Genomic DNA, 19,170 nt, shown 5'->3' on the forward strand with positions numbered 1-19,170 from the left:
TCGGGAGGGGTGTTACGCCCGGCCCGCCGCCTTCTGGCTCCTGCGGGAGACGGAGTCGATGACGACGGCGCCCAGCAGCACCGCACCGGTGATCATGTACTGGATGGACGTGTTCATGTTGAGCAGGTCCAGGCCGGTCTGGATGGACTGGATGACCAGCATGCCCAGCAGGGCGGACCAGACGGAGCCGCGGCCACCGAACAGCGACGTACCGCCGATGACCGCCGCGGCGATGGCGAGCATCAGGGTGTTGCCGCCACCGGCGCTCAGCGTGGCGCTCGCGGTCTGGCCGGCGAAGAACATACCGCCGATCGCCGCGAAGCCGCCGGAGATGGCGAACACGGTGATCCGGATCACCGGCACGTTGATACCGGCACGGCGGGCCGCCTCGATGCCGCCACCGACCGCGAAGACCTTGCGGCCGTAGGTCGTACGGCGCAGCACGAAGTCCACGATCACCAGCGCCGCGAGGAAGATCACCAGGGCGTTGGAGACACCGGCGGCGTCGTTCAGCACGAACGCGGCCACGAAGGACGCCACCGCGAGCACGCCGACGCGCAGCAGGATCTCGACGGTCGGCCGGAACGGCACGCCCGCGGCCTTGCGGCGCCGCTGCTCACCGAAGTTGCCGACCAGGGACAGCACGACCCCGAGGCCGGCCAGCAGGTAGGCGCCGATGATGGCCTGGTCCATGAAGAACGAGCTCTGGCCGAGCAGGTGGACCGGACCGGTGTCGGAGGGGATGTTGATGGTGCCGCTGGAGCCCAGCAGCCACAGCATCAGGCCGTTCCAGCCGAGGAAACCGGCCAGGGTGACGACGAAGGCGGGCACGCCGATCTTGGCGAAGAACCAGCCGTGCAGCGCGCCGATGCCGAGACCCGTGAGGACGGCCAGCACCAGCGACAGCCAGGGGTTCATGCCGTGCTGGACCACGAACACGGCGAACAGCGTCGAGGTCAGACCGCTGACCGAACCGACCGACAGGTCGATCTCGCCGAGCAGCAGGACGAACACCAGGCCGATGGCGAGCATGCCGGTGGCCGACATGTAGTAGCTGATGTTCGAGACGTTGTCGGCGCTGAGGAACCGGTCGTTCTGGAACTGGAAGATCGTCCAGATGATGATCAGGCCGATGACCACCGGCAGCGAGCCGAGCTCACCGCCCTTGACCTTGCGCGTGAACTCGGTCCAGTAGCCCTTCAGGCCCTCTTCGCGGATCAGCAGACGCGGGTCCACGACGGAGACCGGGGCGGCGGTGGGGTCGTCCGCGGGTGCGACGGTGTCCTGCACCTCGGGGTCGACCTTGGAAACCTTGGATGTGTCGCTCACTGTGCCGCCTCCGCGCTGCGACGCCCCGCACGACGGGTCACGGCGTTGTCCGTGGCACCGGTGATCGCGGAGATGATTTCTTCCTGACTGGTGTCCTTCACCGAGAAGGAACCGTTGTTCCTGCCCAGCCGCAGTACGGCGACGGTGTCGGCGACCGCCTTCACGTCGGCCATGTTGTGGCTGATGAGGATGACGGCGAGGTTCTGCTCGCGCAGCCGCTCGACGAGGTCGAGGACCTGGGCGGTCTGCTCGACGCCGAGGGCGGCGGTGGGCTCGTCGAGGATGACGACCTTGGGCTCACCGATCAGGGCGCGCGCGATGGCGACGACCTGACGCTGACCACCGGAGAGGCTCGCGATCGGGATGCGAACGCTCGGGATGCGGATGGAGAGCGTGCTCAGCAGCTCGCGGGCCTTCTTCTCCATCGTGACCTCGTCGATGACGCCGCGGTGCAGCAGCTCGCGTCCGAGGTAGAGGTTGCCGACCACGTCGAGGTTGTCGCACAGCGCGAGGTCCTGGTAGACCGTCGCGACGCCGAGTCCCTGGGCGTCGTGCGGCCTGTTGATGCTGACCGGCTTGCCCTCCCACTCGATGACGCCCTCATCGATGGGGTGGACTCCGGCGATCGTCTTGACCAGCGTGGACTTTCCGGCGCCGTTGTCGCCGACCAGGGCGACCACTTCGCCGGCGTGGACCTCCAGTTCGACATCGGTGAGGGCCTGCACCGCACCGAATCGCTTGGAGACTCCGCGCAACGCCAGCACGGGCGTAGCGGACACGTGAACCATCTCCTTCGCCGCCTGACCGGCGGGGATGCCGCGCTTGGGGTAGGGCGCGGAGGGGTGTGCCGTAAGCACTGATTTACAAGGGGGTGTGCCGTTGGCACTGATTTACAAGTCGAACATGCGCGCGGTCCGTGCCTCTTGGCAACGGGTGCGTCCACCATGCTTCCGTCCGGCACCCGCCCCGCAGCGGGGTATGAAGGCGGCGCGGGTGCCGGACAGGTTCGGTGCCTGCCGTGGGGGCGCGTTCCGTTCAGGACCGCGCCCCGGGGCTCGGGCCCGTCCGGCGGACGGGCCCTGGGCGGCTCTTACTGCAGGCCGGCCTTCTTGCACGCGGCGGCGAAGTCAGCGGTGCAGATCTGGGAGACGGTGTACAGACCGTCCTTGACGACCGTGTCCTTGATGTTCTTGACGGTCACCGAGACCGGGGTCAGCAGCTTGGCCTGGACCTTGTCGCCGGAGCCGCTGGTGACCGTGGTGTCGGCCAGGGACTTGATGTCCTTGCCCTGGAGCAGGTTGACCGCGAGCTCGGCGGCGGTGTCCGCCTCGGGCTTGTAGGCCTTGTAGACGGTGGAGGACTGGGTACCGGCGACGATCCGCTGGATGCCCGCGAGCTCGGCGTCCTGGCCGGTCAGCGGGATGCCGCTGATGCCGGCGCCCTTGAGGGTGTTGGCGATACCACCGGCCATGCCGTCGTTGGCGGCGTAGACGCCGGCGATGTTCTTGGCGCCGAGCTGGGTGATGGCGGCGGACATCTTCTGCGCGGCGACGGTGTCCTTCCACAGACCCGACTGCTCGTAGGCGATGTTCACCTTGCCGTCGAGGGCCTCGTGCGCGCCCTTCTTGAACTGCCCGGCGTTCGGGTCGGCGTCGTCACCGTTGATCATGACGATCTTCGAGGACTTCTTCGCCTTGGAGCCGAGGGCGTCCAGCAGGGCCTGGCCCTGGAGCTGGCCGACCTTGACGTTGTCGAAGGAGACGTAGGCCGAGACCGGGCCCTGGGCGAGGCGGTCGTACGCGACGACCTTGACGCCCTTGTCCACCGCGGACTGGATCGAGGACTTGATGGCGGCAGAGTCCTGGGCCGAGACCACGATGACCTTGACGCCCTTGGTGACCATGCTGCTCATCTGCTGAGCCTGCTTGGCCGGGTCGGCGGCGGCGTTGGCGTAGGAGACGGTGCAGTCGCCGCACAGCTCCTTGACCTTGGCCTCGAAGTACGGCTTGTCGAACTTCTCGTACCGCGCGGTGACGTTGTCGGGCAGGAGCAGGCCGATCGACTTGCCGCCGCCGCCCGAGCTCGAGCTGCTGTTGTCGCTGCTCTTCTTGTCACCGGCCTTGCCACAGGCGGCGACCGAGACGGCGAGCGCCGAGATCGCTACGGTCACGGCTGCACGACGCATGAGCGTGTTCACTTGAGAAACCTCCCTGACGAGGCCGCGTCGTTGCGGCCGAGGTGGCTGGAAGTCAACTCGGCCGCACGTGCGACGTCAAGAAGTAAATACTTAACGAGATGGCAACGACGTCCTGCGTTCTCTAAGTGAAGGCAGGCGTCGTCGCATGCAGCGTGCTGTCCAAAAGGGTCGAATCACCCATCTCGCTGAGGGCGAGGGCGAGCGCTCCGAGTACCTCCGCGCGACCTCCAAGTGCCCCTGGAAGCACGGACAGTTGGCGTGCCGCACTGGGGATCGCATAGCGGCCGACGGACTCCCTGATCGGCCCGAGCACCAGCTCACCGGCCTCGGCGAGATCACCACCGAGGACCACCCGGCTCGGGTTCAACAGATTGCAGAGATTGGCGACTCCAGAACCGATGTGGCGGCCGACGTCGGCGATCACCCGACGACAGCCCGGGTCTCCGTCCCTGGCCAGCCGCACGACGCCTTCCATCGTCAGATCGGTGCCGTGACTGGACTGGAGCAGCGGCAGCACATAGCGCGCGGCCGCGAAGGTCTCCAGGCAGCCGCGGTTTCCACAGCGGCAGACGGGGCCGGATTCATCAAGAGTAATATGACCGATTTCTCCCGCTGTGCCACCTGGGCCGCGGTAGATCTTGCCGTTGATCACCAGACCGGCGCCGACGCCGCTGGCGACCTTGATGTAGGCGAGGTCGCGCACGCCCCTGCCACTGCCCCAGACCAGCTCACCGAGGGCGCCGAGGTTGGCGTCGTTGTCCACGTGCACGGGCACGCCGAGCCGCCCTCGCAGCTCCTCGGCGGGCTTGGTGCCGGTCCAGCCGGGCAGGATGGCGGTGGAGCCGAGGGTGCCCGACTCGACGTCGATGGGACCGGGCACGCCGAGGCCCACCCCGGCGATCTTCGACCGGTCCACCCCGGTTGCGCTGATCAGGCGATTGACCAGCTCCTCGGCCCGGTCGAAGCCCTGCGCCGAAGAGGCGTCGACGTCCAGCGGCTCGGACTCCTCCGCCAGCACCTGGTGGGCGAGATTGCCGACCGCGACGCGCAGATGCGTGTGCCCGAAGTCGACGCCGATGACGATGCCGGCGTCCCCGCTCAGGGAGACGCTGCGGGCCCTGCGGCCACCCGACGACGTGGGTGTGACCTCGACCGTTCCGCCGTCCTTGAGTTCACGGACGATGTTGGAGACCGTGGCGGCGGACAGCCCCGTGGTCCTCGCGATCTCCGCCTGCGTGAGTGACCCGGCCAGCCGGACGGCCCGGACGACCCGCTCCAGGTTGGCTCGGTGCAGTGACGACTGCGACCCCGGAGTCTCCACGACGACCTCCTGCGCGCGGGACCGCTTCGATGAGGCCCCGTCTATGTCCAACTAGTGAACTCTAAGCTGAGCCGTTCGGGTCGCCTCCCGTCAAGAGGTTGAACCGTTTCCGGGTACGTGGCCGCGGGCACACACACGTTCGCGCGCCGTGCCCGAAATGCGGGAACGGCGCGCGGTCGGGCGGTTTCGGAGCGCTACTTCAGGGTGGCCGAGGTGAGGCCCGCCTGAACCTGGCGCTGGAAGGACAGGTACACCACCAGCATCGGGATCATGGCGATGGTGACGCCCGCGAAGAGGACGGGCAGGTCGGAGGCGTACCCCTGCTGCTGCTGCAGCTGAATGAGCCCCTGGGTGAGCACATAGCGCTCCGGGTCGCCGCCGCTCTGCGGCTGCATCAGGACCGTCGGCAGGATGAACTGGTTCCACTGGCCGAGCGTGTTGAAGATGCCGACGCTGATCAGGCCCGGTTTCGCCATCGGCAGCATCACCTGGAAGAAGGTCCGGGTGTGCGAGGCGCCGTCCAGGACCGCCGCCTCGAAGACGGCCGTGGGCAGGGTGCGGAAGAAGGCGTGCATGAAGAACACCGTGAACGGCATCGAGTAGGCGATGTAGACCAGGATGAGCCCCTGGTAGGTGTTCAGCATGTCCAGCCGCTTGACCATGAAGAACAGCGGGACGAGGGCGAGGAAGACCGGGAACATCGCGCCGGCCACGAAGAAGTAGTACAGCAGCCGGTTGCCCCAGAACTGGTACCGGGCCAGGACGTACGCGGCCATGGAGCCGAACAGCATGGTCAGCGGGACCGAGAAGACCAGCACGATGACCGTGTTGAGGAAGTAGTCGCCGATGCCCTTGTTCCAGGCCCGGTGGAAGACGTCCAGGGACCAGTTGTGCGGCCAGCCGAAGGCGGAGCCGCCGATCTGCGCGTCGGTCTTGAAGGAGCTGATCACCAGCCACAGCAGCGGCAGCACGATCAGCAGGGCCCACAGGGCGAGGAAGCCGTGGGAGAAGACGTTCAGGACGACACCCTCGCCGCGCTGCTCGCCGGGGCGGTCGGGCCGCGGGGCGACGGGCCGCTCGACGGGGGCGGCGGGGGTTTCCTTGATGGGGGCGCTCATCGTCATGTCTCCCGCTCAGAACTCGATGCGCTCGCGGCGGGTGACGCGCAGCGTGAAGACGGACAGGATCAGGGTGAGCAGCAGCATGATCACGCCCATGGCGCAGGCGTAGCCGCTCTTGCCGTAGTACAGGAAGTTGCGCATCATCACGGTCGCCATGACGTCGCTGTGGTGGTCGGGGCCGCCGCCGTAGGCCCCCATGTTCTGGGTCATCGAGGAGACCAGGACGAACATGTCCATCGCGATGATGCCGAGATACACCCAGGCCGTCTGCACGGTGTCCCACAGCAGCGGCAGGGTGATACGGAAGAACGACTGATTCCGGTTGGCGCCGTCGATCAGCGCGGCCTCGTAGATGTCCTTCGGAATGGACTGCATGGCCGCCGAGAACAGCACCAGGTAGAAGCCGACGCCCTGCCAGATCACGGCGACCATCAGCGCCCACAGCACCATGTTCGGCTCATTGAGCCATTCGATGGGATTGTTCGCGTCGACGAGATGGATTTTGATCAGGGCGCCGTTGAGCAGGCCTCCCCCGTCACTGCGGTACACCGCGTTGAACAGAACGGCGAGAATCGCCAGCGAAAGCACCTGCGGGAAGAAGTACACGACTTTGTAGAACTTCGATCCGGCGACGCCCTGGACCCCGCCGGCCCTGCTGCGTCCGCCCGCGTTCAGCATGAAGGCGAAGAACAGGGCGAGCAGGATCGTGATCACCGGGATGAAGACCAGGAACTGGAGGTTGTGCCAGATGGCCTGCATGAACACGTCGTCCTGGAACAGCGCTCGGTAGTTGTCCAGGCCGACGAAGTTGAAGGTCTGCGACTGCCCCTTCCAGTCGGTCAGCGAATAGCCGAACGTCTGGATGTACGGCCAGATCACGAAGACCACGTAGAGCAACACGGGGATGAAGAGAAACCCCGCGACGAACCTGTACTGCCCTTTGCGCATACCTGCCCCTGACATTCCGGTCTGTGCAGCGCCCCGAAAGGGGCGCGGGGAACTGCGCGACAAGCCACGAACGACCCGTGGCCGCCCTACGTCACACAGCCCCCACGACGCCCCCGTGAACTACTCGTGCCGGTTCTTCTTGGAGGCCGGGTCCTTCGCCTGCTTGTCGACGGCCGCCTGACACCGCTTCAGCCATTCCTTCGGCTGGATGCGCTTGGCCATGAGCTCATTGGATGCGTTCTGGATGGCGGTGTCCATCTCGCTGTACCAGTCCGGGTACAGGTAGCGGAAGGTGTTGTCGCCGGCCGCCTTCGACGCCTCGACGGTGGACTGCGTGCCGGGGCGCAGCTTCACGCTCGCGTCGACGCCGTCCTTGAGGATGGTGAGCGAGTTGGCCTCCTTGGCGAAGAGCGTCGACCACTCCTTGGAGAGCATGTGGCGCATGAACTCCTTGGCGCCGGGGAGGTTCTTCGCCTTCGCGGGGATGATGAAGGGCTCGCCGGAACCCGCCCGGATCGCCTCGAAGGGCATCTTGCTGCCGGGCAGCAGGGGCATCGGCAGGAACTTCATGTCGAAGTCCGAGGGCGTCTGCTTCAGCTGCTCGTTCTCCAGCCAGGAGCCGCAGGTGATGAAGGCGGCCTTGTACTGGTTCCAGCGGGTCTGCGACTCGGTGTGGGTCAGGCCGTTGGTGCCCGGCATCAGCAGGCCCTTCTCCACGACCTCGTAGATCGCCTCGACGCCCGCCTGCGCCGCGGCGGAGCCGACGAACGCCTTCGGGTCGAGGTTGTCGATCGCCTTGACCGCGTCGATGCCGCCCTTCTTGGCGATCATGTCCATGATGGCGACATTGATGTAGTACGGGTACTTGCCCTGGTGGGCGAGGCCGCCGATGCCGTCCTTCTTGGCCGCCTGGCAGACCTTGATGAAGTCGTCCCAGGTCTTCGGCGGCTCCCAGCCCTTGTCCTTGAAGAGCTTGCCGGAGTACCACAGGCCCCAGACCGTGTAGATGTAGTTGAGGGCGACGACCTTGCCCTCCTGGACGCCCGGGTCGAGGGTGCCGGGGATGAGCATGTCCCGGACCTTCTTGCTCGGGTCGTCCACGGACGGGGCGTCGAGGACCGGGGCGAGGTCCAGCAGCTGCCCGTTCTTGTACAGGACGTCGACCTTGATCTGCTGGGCGCCGGAGTCGTCGACGATGTCCGGCGGGTTTCCGGCGTTGAAGCGGGGCTGGAGCTTGCCGGTGATCTCCTGGGTGCCGGTGTGGGTGGAGGTGATGCCGGGGTCCTTGGCGAAGTCCGCCTCCCAGGCCTTCGCGTAGTCGTCGCCGTAACCGCCCTTGAAGATGACGACGTCGAGCTTGGTTCCCTTCTTGGCGCCGAAGGGATTGGACTTGGACGTCTTGCCCTGGTCGTTGCCGCTCGAGTTGTCGTCGCTCCCGCCACCGCTCGCGCACGCGGACAGAAAGCCCATGGCCGGTACGGAGATCAGTCCGAGCGCGGCCGAACGCTTGATCAGATCGCGGCGGCCGACGTCGGCCGTGCCGTTGTTCTCGTTCTCGCCGGAAGTGGATCCCATGCTCAAGTCCTCGCCTTCTCCAGGACTCAGGCGGTGAACCGGATCCTCCCCGGCACCGCGGTCAGGTCAAGCAGGGTCGTGCAGGAAGTGCGGACAGCAAAGTACGGATCGTGTGAATCGCCGACAGGTATAGTCCACTTCCCGCCAACGGAGCAAGATCGAATGCAAGGTTGGCCATGGGTCTTTTCCGAGTTGAGACCTCTCGGAAATATGAGCGCCCTGTGCGTCGCTTGCCGGAAAAGTCCGCGACATAAGCCCCGAATGCCGCAGGCAACACCCTTGACATCACTGGCCACTTGACCCACTACTGGTCCTTGCGCGTCGAAGTTGACAACGTTGTCCAGTGCACGCGAGTGAGCCGAAGGGGCGCGACGTTGTCGAGAGAGTGAGCGCTCGGAGGCCCGCAGGGCCGAGCACGGTCACCCTCTCGACATCGGCCGAGGCGCCCCGGAGGTGAACGAGCCAGGAGACAGGGAGGGTGCTTCCGTATGCGGCACAGAGCTCGGCACAGATACGGACCGGCGGTCGTGATCACGGCCGCCTTTGTCATGGCGGTGGGCTCGCAGGGGGCGGCGGTCGCGCTGCCGGGCGCTCCCGCTCCCGCCAAGGCCGACCGGGAGTTCGCGTCGTCGTTCGAGACGGGCGATCCGGCTCCGGACTGGCTGAACACGGTCGACACCGGTGCCGACGGCGCCAAGCGGGCCTCGGGCGTCGACGGCGGCTACAGCAGCGGCATCCCGGGCAACATCAACGACCATGTCACCGACGTCCGCGCGAGCGCCGAGAACACCGGCGGCGGCGAGGTGAAGGAGAACCTCGCCGACGGCGAGGCGGCCACCAAGTGGCTGACCTTCGAGCCGACCGGCTGGGCGGAGTTCGACCTCGAGAAGCCCATGAAGATCGTGACGTACGCCCTCACCTCGGCGAACGACTACGACGAGCGCGACCCGCGGGACTGGACGCTGCAGGGCTCCGCCGACGGCAAGGACTGGAAGACCCTCGACTCCCGCGCCGGCGAGTCCTTCTCCGAGCGCTTCCAGACGAAGTCCTACGACCTCGCCGAGCCGGCCGAGTACCAGCACTACCGGCTGGACATCACCAAGAACAACGGCGCGGACATCCTGCAGCTCGCCGACCTGCAGCTGTCCACGGGCGGTGGCGGCGGCCCGGTGCCGCAGGACATGCTGTCGCTGGTCGACCACGGGCCCAGCGGTTCGCCCACGGCCAAGGCGGCGGCCGGGTTCACCGGGAAGAGGGCCCTGCGTTACGCCGGACGGCACACGGCCGACGGCCGGGCGTACTCGTACAACAAGGTCTTCGACGTGAACGTGGCGGTCGGCCGGGACACCGAGCTGTCGTACCGGATCTACCCGTCGATGGCGGACGGCGACCGGGACTACGACGCCACGAACGTCTCGGTGGACCTGGCGTTCACCGACGGCACCTACCTCAGCGGCCTCGGCGCGACGGACCGGCACGGGTTCGCGCTCTCCCCGCAGGGGCAGGGCGCCGCCAAGGTGCTCTACGTCAACCAGTGGAACGACGTCGCCTCCCGGATCGGGTCCGTCGCGGCCGGCAAGACGGTCGACCGGATACTGGTGGCGTACGACTCCGCGAAGGGCCCGGCGAAGTTCCGCGGCTGGCTGGACGACATCGCGCTGCGGCGGGTGGCGCCGGAGAAGCCGAAGGCGCACCTCGCCGACTACGCCCTCACCACGCGCGGCACCAACTCCAGCGGCAGCTTCTCGCGCGGCAACAACTTCCCCGCGACCGCGATGCCGCACGGCTTCAACTTCTGGACGCCGGTGACCAACGCGTCCTCGCTGAGCTGGCTGTACGACTACGCGCGGGCGAACAACGACGACAACCTGCCGACGATCCAGGCGTTCAGCGCAAGCCACGAGCCGAGCCCGTGGATGGGCGACCGGCAGACCTTCCAGCTGATGCCGTCCGCGCAGGCGGGAACCCCGGACACCGGGCGGGAGGCGCGTGAGCTGGCCTTCCGCCACGAGAACGAGACCGCGCGGCCGTACTACTACGGGGTGCGGTTCGAGAACGGGCTGAAGGCCGAGATGGCCCCGACCGACCACGCGGCGGCACTCCGCTTCACCTATCCGGGCGACGACGCGAGCGTGGTCTTCGACAACGTCACCGAGCAGGCGGGGCTCACCCTCGACAAGGACAACGGGATCGTCACCGGCTACTCGGACGTGAAGTCCGGGCTGTCGACGGGGGCGACCCGGCTGTTCGTCTACGGCGTGTTCGACAAGAAGGCGACCGACGGTGCCTCGAGCGGCGTCAAGGGGTATCTGCGCTTCGACGCCGGTGACGACCACACCGTCACCCTGCGCCTGGCCACCTCGCTCATCAGCATCGACCAGGCCAAGGACAACCTGCGCCAGGAGATCCCGGACGGCACCTCCTTCGACACGGTGAGGAACCGCGCCCGGCAGGTCTGGGACAGGCTGCTGGGCAAGGTGGAGGTCGAGGGCGCGACACCGGACCAGCTGACCACGCTGTACTCCAGCATGTACCGGCTCTACCTGTACCCCAACTCCGGTTTCGAGAAGGTGGGTTCGGCCTACCAGTACGCCTCGCCGTTCTCACCGATGCCCGGGCCGGACACCCCGACCCACACCGGCGCGAAGATCGTGGACGGCAAGGTGTACGTCAACAACGGTTTCTGGGACACCTACCGGACCACCTGGCCGGCGTACTCTCTGCTGACGCCCTCCCAGGCGGGCGAGATGGTCGACGGCTTCGTGCAGCAGTACAACGACGGCGGCTGGACCTCGCGCTGGTCATCGCCCGGCTACGCGGACCTGATGACCGGCACCTCCTCGGACGTGGCCTTCGCCGACGCGTACGTCAAGGGTGTGAAGTTCGACGCGAAGGCGGCGTACGACGCCGCTCTGAAGAACGCCACCGTGGTGCCCCCGGCGTCGGGCGTGGGCCGCAAGGGCATGGCGACCTCGCCGTTCCTCGGCTACACCAGCACCGGCACGCACGAGGGCCTGTCGTGGGCGATGGAGGGCTATGTCAACGACTACGGCATCGCGCAGATGGGCCGGGCCCTGTACGAGAAGACCGGCGAGAAGCGCTACCAGGAGGAGTCGCGGTACTTCCTCAACCGCGCCCAGGACTACGTGAACCTCTTCGACTCCAAGGCCGGGTTCTTCCAGGGCAGGGACGCCAAGGGCGACTGGCGCGTGGACTCCGCGAAGTACGACCCGCGCGTGTGGGGTTACGACTACACGGAGACCAACGGCTGGGGCTACGCCTTCACCGCCCCGCAGGACAGCCGGGGCCTGGCCAACCTCTACGGCGGCCGGGGCAAGCTCGCGGACAAGCTCGACGAGTACTTCGCCACCCCGGAGACCGCAGCCCCCGAGTTCGTCGGCTCCTACGGCGGGGTCATCCATGAGATGACCGAGGCGCGGGACGTCCGGATGGGCATGTACGGGCACTCCAACCAGGTCGCCCACCACGTCATCTACATGTACGACGCGGCCGGGCAGCCCTGGAAGGCGCAGAAGAACGTCCGCGAGGCGCTGTCACGGCTGTACGTCGGCAGCGAGATCGGGCAGGGCTACCACGGCGACGAGGACAACGGCGAGCAGTCGGCCTGGTACCTCTTCTCCGCGCTCGGCTTCTACCCGCTGGTGATGGGCGGCGGCGAGTACGCCGTCGGCTCCCCGCTGTTCAAGAAGGCGACCGTCCATCTGGAGAACGGCCGGGACCTGGTCGTGAAGGCGCCCAGGAACAGCGCGGCCAACGTCTACGTCCAGGGTCTGAAGGTCAACGGCCGTGCGTGGACGTCGACTTCGATTCCCCACTCGGTGCTGGCCAAGGGCGGGGTGCTGGAGTTCGACATGGGGTCGAAGCCGTCGTCGTGGGGCACGGGCAGGAACGCCGCGCCCGTGTCGATCACCCAGGACGACAAGGTGCCGACGCCGCGGGCGGACGTGCTGAAGGGTGACGGGGCGCTGTTCGACAACACGTCGGACACGGACGCCACCGTGACGAGCGTCGATCTGCCGGTCTCCGGACCGGTCAAGGGCGTTCAGTACACGGTGACCTCGTCCGCCGACCACTCCAAGGCGCCGGCCGGCTGGACCCTCGAGGCCTCGGACGACGACGGAACCACGTGGACGACCCTCGACAAGCGATCGGGGGAAACCTTCCGATGGGACCGGCAGACACGCGCGTTCAGCGTGGGGTCCCCGGGTACGTACGGGAAGTACCGTCTGGTGTTCGACGGCCAGGCGACCGTGTCGGAGGTCGAACTGCTCGCCTGAGCGGTCGCGTTGGGGGTCTCATGCCACTTCCCGTGCCCGTCCTGCCCAAGGGTGTCGATCCGGCCTGGCTGCCTGAGGAGGCGTTCCGGCCGATCGGCGGCCGGCGGGTCCTGATCCGAGGATCGGGCCCGCTGGTGGAGACGGTGCACGGGGAGGTGGCGCGGGCCTGCGCCCGGTTCGGCGGGGCTGTCGTGCGGAGCGAGGCCGATCTCGTACTGGAGTCGACGGGCGACGACGAGAGCGAGGCGTTCACCCTCGGACGCCGTGACGGACGCACGACCGTCACGGCGTCCGGCGGGCGCGGGCTGTTGTACGGCTTCTTCCATGTCGTACGGCTCGGTCAGGCGGCGTTCCGCGGCGAACGGCGGGTGGAGGAGCACCGGCCGGCGTTGGCGCTGCGGATGCTGGACCACTGGGACAACGTGGCCGTGCACCCGGTCATGGGCCAGGTGGAGCGGGGGTACGCGGGCGGGTCGCTGTTCTGGGCGGACGGCCGGGCGCGCGGGGAACTCGAGCGGGTACGGGCGTACGGGAGGCTGCTGGCGGCCTGCGGGATCAACGCCGTGGCCGTGAACAACGTCAACGTGCACGAGATCGAGGCGCGTCTGCTGACCGACCGGATCGGTGAAGTCGCCGCCATCGCGGCCGCGTTGAGGCCGTACGGCATCCGGACGCATCTGTCGGTCACCTTCGCCGCGCCGATCGTGCTCGGCGGTCTGGCGACGGCCGACCCCCTCGACGCGGACGTGCGGCGGTGGTGGGCCGGGGCGACGGCCCGGGTGTACGAGGCGATCCCCGACTTCGGCGGATACGTGGTGAAGGCCGACTCCGAGGGGCAGCCCGGGCCGTTCGCCTACGGCCGCAGTCACGCGGACGGCGCGAACATGCTGGCCGCGGCGCTCGCGCCGCACGGCGGGACGGTCCACTGGCGGGCCTTCGTCTACGACCACCGCCAGGACTGGCGGGACCGGACGACGGACCGGGCGCGGGCCGCGTACGACCACTTCCTGCCGCTGGACGGGCGGTTCGCGCCGAACGCCGTGCTCCAGGTGAAGCACGGGCCGATGGACTTCCAGGTGCGCGAGCCGGTGTCGCCGCTGATCGGCGCGATGGCGCACACCGCGCTCGCGGTGGAGCTGCAGGCCACGCAGGAGTACACCGGCCAGCAGCGTCATGTGTGCTGGCTGGGGCCGATGTGGAGCGAGGTGCTGCGGTTCGGCTCGGCGGCGGGGCGCGGCTTCGAGGAGTTGGTGGCCGTCTCCAACGTCGGCGACGACCCCTTCTGGACCGGGCATCCCCTCGCCCAGGCCAACCTCTACACGTTCGGGCGGCTGGCCTGGCGGCCGGACGCGGACGCGGGCGCGATCCTGGACGAGTGGATCGGGCTCACGTTCGGCGCCGAGGGCCCGGCGAAGGAGCTGCACGCGGTGCTGGACGGCTCCTGGCGCACGTACGAGAAGTACACCGCGCCCCTCGGGGTGGGGTTCATGGTGCAGCCGGGGCATCACTACGGGCCGAGTGTCGACGGGTACGAGTACAGCCCGTGGGGCACCTACCACTTCGCCGACCGGGACGGGGTCGGGGTGGACCGCAGCAGCGCCACCGGGACCGGGTACGCGGGGCAGTACGCGACGCCGTGGGCCGAGACCTACGAGTCTCCGGAGACCTGCCCCGACGAGCTGCTGCTGTTCTTCCACCATGTGCCGTACGGGCACGTCCTGAAGAGCGGCAGGACCGTGATCCAGCACATCTACGACGCGCACTTCGAGGGTGTGGCGGAGGTGGAGGCGGCGATGGCGCTGTGGGCCTCGCTGAAGGGCCGCGTGGAGCCGGCGCGCCACGCGCGGGTGGCGGAGCGGTACGAGGAGCAGCTCCGCGGCGCCCGCGAGTGGCGGGACCAGATCAACAGTTACTTCTTCCGCAAGTCCGGGGTGCCGGACGAGCGAGGGCGGACGATCTACTGAAGGCGCAGGACCGCGGTGCCGAGCGGGTCGAGGGTCAGGGCGGAGCCCTCCTCCGTGCGCTTGCCGGTCAGCAGTTCGGTCGCCGTGGCGTGCGCGGTCAGGTGGGCCGGTTCCGGCGCGTGGTTGAGGAGGAAGAGCAGGCGGGTGCCGTCGCGAGCGACACGGTGTGCGCTCTCCACGGCCGGGTGCCCGGCGTACGGGCCGAGCAGTCCGTGCCGGTCGAGGACGCGGCGTACGACCCGGTCCACGCCCTGCCGGTCGAGGGCGGTCGCGACGTACCAGGCCTCGCCCTCGCCGTACTCGTGTCTGGTCACCGCCGGTGTGCCCGCGTAGAAGTCGGTGCCGTAGGTGGCGACGGTCTCGGCGCCGCGCGGCAGTACGAGTTCGAAGACGAGCCGTGCCTCGGCGGACAGTTCGGGGACGGGCTGGACGAACTCCGGTGGAGTTGCGTCCCATTCGTCGACGCGGACGCCCATGAGGGCGGCGAGCGGGCCGGGCACGTCGGCGGGGAAGGCGCGGTCGTGTTCGTCGACGCGGCCGGAGAGGAAGGTGGTCAGGACCGTTCCGCCGCGCCGCGCCACCGTTTCGAGACGCGTGGCGAGGTCGCCCTTGACCATGTGCAGGACGGGGGCGAGGACGACGTCGTACGGCGTGAGGTCCGCGCTCTGCGGTACGACGTCCACGTCGGCGCCGGCCTCGCGAGCGGCCCGGTAGTAGGTGTGGACGGTCTCCTGGTACTTCACCAGCCGGGAGGGGCCGTCGGAGATCTCCAGGGCCCACCAGCTGTCCCAGTCGAAGAGCAGGGCGGTGCGGGCCGGGGTGCGAGCGCCCAGCGTCACGGGCCCGAGGTCCGCCAACTCTCTCCCCAGGGCGGCCACTTCATGGAAGACGCGGGTGTCGTCGCGGCCCGCGTGGCCGATGACCGCCCCGTGGTACTTCTCGCAGGCACCGCGCGAGGCGCGCAGCTGGAAGTAGAGGGTCGCGTCGGCTCCGTGGGCGATCGCCTGGAAGGTGGCCAGGCGCAGCTCCCCCGGCCGGCGCAGCGGGTTGACGTCACGGCAGGCCGTCGTCGACGGGGTCTGTTCCATCAGCCAGAAGGGGGCGCCGTCCTTGAGGCCCCTCATCAGGTCGTGGGCGAGCGCGGGCCAGGTCGGCGGGGCGTCGAGGGGCGGGTAGCTGTCCCAGGAGGCGAAGTCGAGGTGGGGCGCCCAGCGGTGGTAGTCGAGGGGGCGGAACATGCCCATGAGGTTGGTGGTGACGGGGGTGTCCGCATCGTGCCGCCGGATCGCCTCCTTCTCGGCGAGGAAGCAGCCGAGCAGGGCGTCGGTGGTGAAGCGGAACCAGTCGAGGGTGGTGCCTTGGAAGGCGGTGTGGTCGGGGCCGCGCCAGTGCTCGGTCAGGGCGCTGGGGGGCTCGATCTCGGCCCAGTCGGTGTAGCGGTGGGACCAGAAGGTGGTGCACCAGGCGTCGTTGAGGGCGTCGAGGGTGCCGTACCTGTCGCGCAGCCAGTCCCGGAACGCCTCGGCGCACAGGTCGCAGTAACAGCTGCCCCCGTACTCGTTGTTGATGTGCCAGGCGATCAACGCCGGGTGTGCGGCGTACCGTTCGGCGAGTCGTGCGGCCATGGCGGTGGCGAGGCGGCGGTACGCGGGTGAGCTGGGGCAGAAGTTGTGCCGTTGGCCGTAGCGGTGGCGGCGGCCCTCGAAGTCGGTGCGGTTGACGTCCGGGTACTTTTTGGCGAGCCAGGGCGGGAGAGCGGCGGTGCCGGTGGCCAGGCAGACGCTTCGGCGCTCGGCCGCGGCCCGGTCGAGCACGCTGTCGAGGACCGTGAAGTCGTAGGTCTCCTCGACCGGTTGGGTGAGGGACCAGGAGAAGACGCCGACGGTGAGGGTGTCGATCCCGGCCCGTGCGAACAGGCGGTGGTCCTCGTCCCAGACCTCCTCGGGCCACTGCTCGGGGTTGTAGTCGCCGCCGTACCGGATCTTGCGGGTCATACGGTGAAGTCCTCCTGGGTCTCGGCGATCACCCGGCGGCTGCCGTACAGCAGGGAGAGCAGCAACGGAGCGGCCAGCAGGGCGGGCAGGGCCTCGGTGAGCAGGGCGGTCAGCGCGGCGGTGAGCATGAGCAGGGAGGCCGCGGCGAGGGTGGCCCCGCCGTGCCGCAGGAGGAAGTACGCGGCGAGGCGGGCGGTGTCGCGGGTACGGAAGGTGAAGAGCGAGGTGAGGACGAGGGCGTGGGCGCCCCACAGGAGCGAGCCGAGGCCGATGGCGGCGAGCAACACGGCCCACCAGCCGGGCAGGCCGGTCGTGGAGAAGTGGGTGAGCGTGAAGGCGATCACGGTCAGCCAGGCGAGCAGCGGCGCCCACAGTCTCAGCACCGGCAGGGCGTTGAGGCGCCAGCCGCGCGCGTAGGCGCGGGCCGGATGCAGGTCGGTGAGGTCCCGGTCGCGGTGGTGCAGGGCGTAGACGGCGGCCGACAGGGCGGGGCCCAGCGGGAGCACGGCCACGGCGGCGAGGGGGAGGTTGGACGGGTCGGGGCCCAGCAGAAACAGGACGGCCAGGCCCGGTGAGGCGGCCGTGAGCAGCAGGGCCTCGACGGTGACGAGGGTGTGGACGAGGGCTGCGGCACGGGAGAGGGGGCCGTCGCCGAACGCCGTCGACGGCGCGCTCATCGGGGCTCCCCGCCCGGCATCCACCCCTCGTCCCACCACGGCGGCGACTCGGCGTCGGGGCAGGTGGCGGCCGGCCGGCCGGGGGTCACCCGTTCTCCTTCTTGAACCGTTCGTACGCCTTGTTGTGCAGGTCGACGAGCTGCTGCATGTTCTTCGCCTTCAGCTCGCCCAGGTACGCGTTCCACTCGGACATCGGACGCTTGCCGAGGACGAACTCGAGCGTGTTCTGGATGGCGTGGTCCTTCAGCGGGGTGTCCCACAGCGTCGCCTGCTCCTGCTCCGCGGACCGCAGCGGGTGGGCCGGGTCGACGGGCAGCTGCCGGCGCTGGGACATGGCGTCCTGGAACTTCTTCTCGTCGGGGCCGAAGGAGGAGGAGACCAGCTTCCAGCTGCCGCCGTAGGTGAAGACGCCGTTGAAGAAGCCGTAGTCCTTCTGCAGGTCCTTGGGGGCGTCCGGGGCGGAGCCCATGAGGGAGATGCCGGGCCTGAGCCGGTAGGTGTCGCCGGTCTTGGTGTAGGTGACGCCCTCGACGCCCCACTTGCAGAACTCCTGGCCCTCGTCCGAGTACCAGAGCCAGTCCACGAACTGCATCATCGCCACGAAGCTGTCGCTCTTGAGCGCCTTGCCGGCGATCATGACGCCGTTCTCCAGCCGGACGCCGCTCAGCACGATCGGGCCGGCCGGTCCGAGGGGTACGGGCACCATCTCGATCTTGGCGCCCTTGACCTGCTTGTCCAGGTTGTAGCGGTAGTTCTGCACCAGCTCCTGCGGATTGGCGCTGATGACATAGGACTTCTCGGCGAGCAGCTTCTGCACGGCCTGGTCGTCCTGCTGGGTGAAGCTCTCCGGGTCCAGCAGCTTCTCGGCGACGATCTTTCTCAGGAACTCCACCATCGCGCGGTACTCGTCCTGGGCGGCGGTGAAGACGAACCGCCCGGCCTTGGTGTCGAAGCTGATGTTGTCGTACGTCCAGCCGGCCTTGACCCCGTAGGCCTGGCCCAGGTAGCTGAACAACGCCCCACACGGGAAGGGGGTGTTGGTGCTCCAGCGGTCGGTCCAGGGGTACTTGCCGGGGTACTCCGCCCTGAGGGCCGTCAGGACGTCGTACACCTCGTCCCAGGTGGTCGGCAGGCTCAGTCCGTGCTTGGCTAGGACGTCCGTGCGGAAGGACAGCGAGTAGCCGGCCTTCGGCCGCTCGTGCAGGCCGGGCAGCAGGTAGTACTTGCCGTCGGACTGGCGGATGGAGTCGAGTTCGGGTTCGAGCTTCCACTTGCGAACCTTGGCCCGGTAGTTGGGCATCAGGTGCGTGTAGTCGCTGACCGGGAGGATCGCGCCGGAGGAGACGAAGGCGACCTCGGAGGGGTGGTAGGTCTTCGGGATCAGGAAGGGGGCGTCGCCCGCGCCGATGAGGACGCTGCGCTTCTTCTCGTAGTCGGCCAGCGGCACGTCGAGGGGCTCGAGGGTGACCCCGGTGCGCTGGGTGACCTCCTTCCAGAACAGCCAGTCCTTCTTGAGCGGGTAGACCGGGTTGTCGTTGTGCAGCATCGAGAAGGACAGCGGCCTGGCGGCCTTGAACCGCTGTCCCGCGCGGTACTCCTTCATCGCGCCGTTCCGCTTCTTGGACAGGTCCTTGGAGTCCGCCGCGCCGTCCCCGCCGCCGCAGCCGGTGAGGGTGGCGAGACCGACGAACCCGGCCGCGGCCAGGATCTGCCGACGCGACAGCTCTCCTGCGTTCTTCACGTGGA

At 68.4% G+C, this 19,170-nt stretch carries 12 protein-coding genes; 2 read left to right on the forward strand and 10 right to left on the reverse strand.

The window, feature by feature from the left end:
• Positions 1 to 12: 12 nt before the first annotated feature.
• The 7 genes from ACQF4J_RS13140 to ngcE all read right to left on the reverse strand — a co-directional run bounded on the left by ACQF4J_RS13140 (position 13) and on the right by ngcE (position 8,491).
• Positions 13 to 1,329, reverse strand: a complete 1,317-nt coding sequence (locus ACQF4J_RS13140) for a sugar ABC transporter permease (protein ID WP_427165679.1) — start codon at positions 1,327 to 1,329, stop codon at positions 13 to 15.
• The gene (locus ACQF4J_RS13145) at positions 1,326 to 2,117 is read right to left on the reverse strand and encodes an ATP-binding cassette domain-containing protein (RefSeq protein WP_200697963.1); all 792 of its coding nucleotides are present in this window, start codon (positions 2,115 to 2,117) and stop codon (positions 1,326 to 1,328) included. Before ACQF4J_RS13145 ends, ACQF4J_RS13140 begins: the two co-directional genes overlap by 4 nt.
• A 302-nt stretch (positions 2,118 to 2,419) precedes the next feature.
• On the reverse strand, positions 2,420 to 3,514 hold the full coding sequence (locus ACQF4J_RS13150) for a sugar ABC transporter substrate-binding protein (protein WP_249838521.1): 1,095 nt from the start codon (positions 3,512 to 3,514) through the stop codon (positions 2,420 to 2,422).
• A 133-nt stretch (positions 3,515 to 3,647) separates the two neighbouring features.
• Positions 3,648 to 4,847, reverse strand: coding sequence for an ROK family transcriptional regulator (locus ACQF4J_RS13155; RefSeq protein WP_351562979.1), 1,200 nt, complete (start codon positions 4,845 to 4,847; stop codon positions 3,648 to 3,650).
• Between the two features lie 194 nt (positions 4,848 to 5,041).
• Positions 5,042 to 5,965 (reverse strand): carbohydrate ABC transporter permease, encoded by a 924-nt coding sequence (locus tag ACQF4J_RS13160; protein ID WP_351562977.1) that lies wholly within the window; start codon positions 5,963 to 5,965, stop codon positions 5,042 to 5,044.
• 15 nt (positions 5,966 to 5,980) lie between these two features.
• Positions 5,981 to 6,916 carry a carbohydrate ABC transporter permease gene (locus ACQF4J_RS13165; protein ID WP_351799425.1) on the reverse strand — a complete coding sequence of 312 codons (936 nt, stop codon included), beginning with the start codon at positions 6,914 to 6,916 and terminating at the stop codon, positions 5,981 to 5,983.
• 120 nt (positions 6,917 to 7,036) lie between these two features.
• Complete coding sequence (ngcE, locus tag ACQF4J_RS13170; RefSeq protein WP_351562973.1) at positions 7,037 to 8,491, reverse strand: N-acetylglucosamine/diacetylchitobiose ABC transporter substrate-binding protein; 1,455 nt, start codon at positions 8,489 to 8,491, stop codon at positions 7,037 to 7,039.
• Between the two features lie 488 nt (positions 8,492 to 8,979).
• Here ngcE and ACQF4J_RS13175 point away from each other — a divergent pair, with 488 nt between their 5' ends.
• Positions 8,980 to 12,789, forward strand: coding sequence for a GH92 family glycosyl hydrolase (locus ACQF4J_RS13175; RefSeq protein ID WP_351799423.1), 3,810 nt, complete (start codon positions 8,980 to 8,982; stop codon positions 12,787 to 12,789).
• 20 nt (positions 12,790 to 12,809) lie between these two features.
• Positions 12,810 to 14,753 (forward strand): alpha-glucuronidase, encoded by a 1,944-nt coding sequence (locus tag ACQF4J_RS13180; RefSeq protein ID WP_351799420.1) that lies wholly within the window; start codon positions 12,810 to 12,812, stop codon positions 14,751 to 14,753.
• Here the strand turns inward: ACQF4J_RS13180 and ACQF4J_RS13185 are convergent.
• From ACQF4J_RS13185 to ACQF4J_RS13195, 3 genes are all read right to left on the reverse strand, one after another.
• Positions 14,747 to 16,747, reverse strand: a complete 2,001-nt coding sequence (locus ACQF4J_RS13185; protein WP_351799417.1) for a beta-galactosidase — start codon at positions 16,745 to 16,747, stop codon at positions 14,747 to 14,749. The genes ACQF4J_RS13180 and ACQF4J_RS13185 overlap by 7 nt on opposite strands.
• Positions 16,744 to 17,424 (reverse strand): hypothetical protein, encoded by a 681-nt coding sequence (locus ACQF4J_RS13190; RefSeq protein WP_351799415.1) that lies wholly within the window; start codon positions 17,422 to 17,424, stop codon positions 16,744 to 16,746. Before ACQF4J_RS13190 ends, ACQF4J_RS13185 begins: the two co-directional genes overlap by 4 nt.
• Positions 17,425 to 17,509: 85 nt before the next feature.
• Entirely contained in the window at positions 17,510 to 19,165 is a 1,656-nt protein-coding gene (locus ACQF4J_RS13195; protein WP_351562966.1) for an extracellular solute-binding protein, read from the reverse strand.
• Positions 19,166 to 19,170 lie beyond the last annotated feature (5 nt).

Origin of the sequence: Streptomyces sp. C1-1, assembly GCF_050214755.1 — a bacterium.
Classification (GTDB): domain Bacteria; phylum Actinomycetota; class Actinomycetes; order Streptomycetales; family Streptomycetaceae; genus Streptomyces.

Bases quoted from the DNA above. Each gene is read 5' to 3' on its own strand.
- ACQF4J_RS13145 (WP_200697963.1), bottom strand. From the start codon at position 2,117: ATGGTTCACGTGTCCGCTACGCCCGTGCTGGCGTTGCGCGGAGTCTCC.
- ACQF4J_RS13150 (WP_249838521.1), bottom strand. From the start codon at position 3,514: ATGCGTCGTGCAGCCGTGACCGTAGCGATCTCGGCGCTCGCCGTCTCG.
- ACQF4J_RS13160 (WP_351562977.1), bottom strand. From the start codon at position 5,965: ATGAGCGCCCCCATCAAGGAAACCCCCGCCGCCCCCGTCGAGCGGCCC.
- ACQF4J_RS13165 (WP_351799425.1), bottom strand. From the start codon at position 6,916: ATGCGCAAAGGGCAGTACAGGTTCGTCGCGGGGTTTCTCTTCATCCCC.
- ngcE (WP_351562973.1), bottom strand. From the start codon at position 8,491: ATGGGATCCACTTCCGGCGAGAACGAGAACAACGGCACGGCCGACGTC.
- ACQF4J_RS13175 (WP_351799423.1), top strand. From the start codon at position 8,980: ATGCGGCACAGAGCTCGGCACAGATACGGACCGGCGGTCGTGATCACG.
- ACQF4J_RS13180 (WP_351799420.1), top strand. From the start codon at position 12,810: ATGCCACTTCCCGTGCCCGTCCTGCCCAAGGGTGTCGATCCGGCCTGG.
- ACQF4J_RS13185 (WP_351799417.1), bottom strand. From the start codon at position 16,747: ATGACCCGCAAGATCCGGTACGGCGGCGACTACAACCCCGAGCAGTGG.
- ACQF4J_RS13190 (WP_351799415.1), bottom strand. From the start codon at position 17,424: ATGAGCGCGCCGTCGACGGCGTTCGGCGACGGCCCCCTCTCCCGTGCC.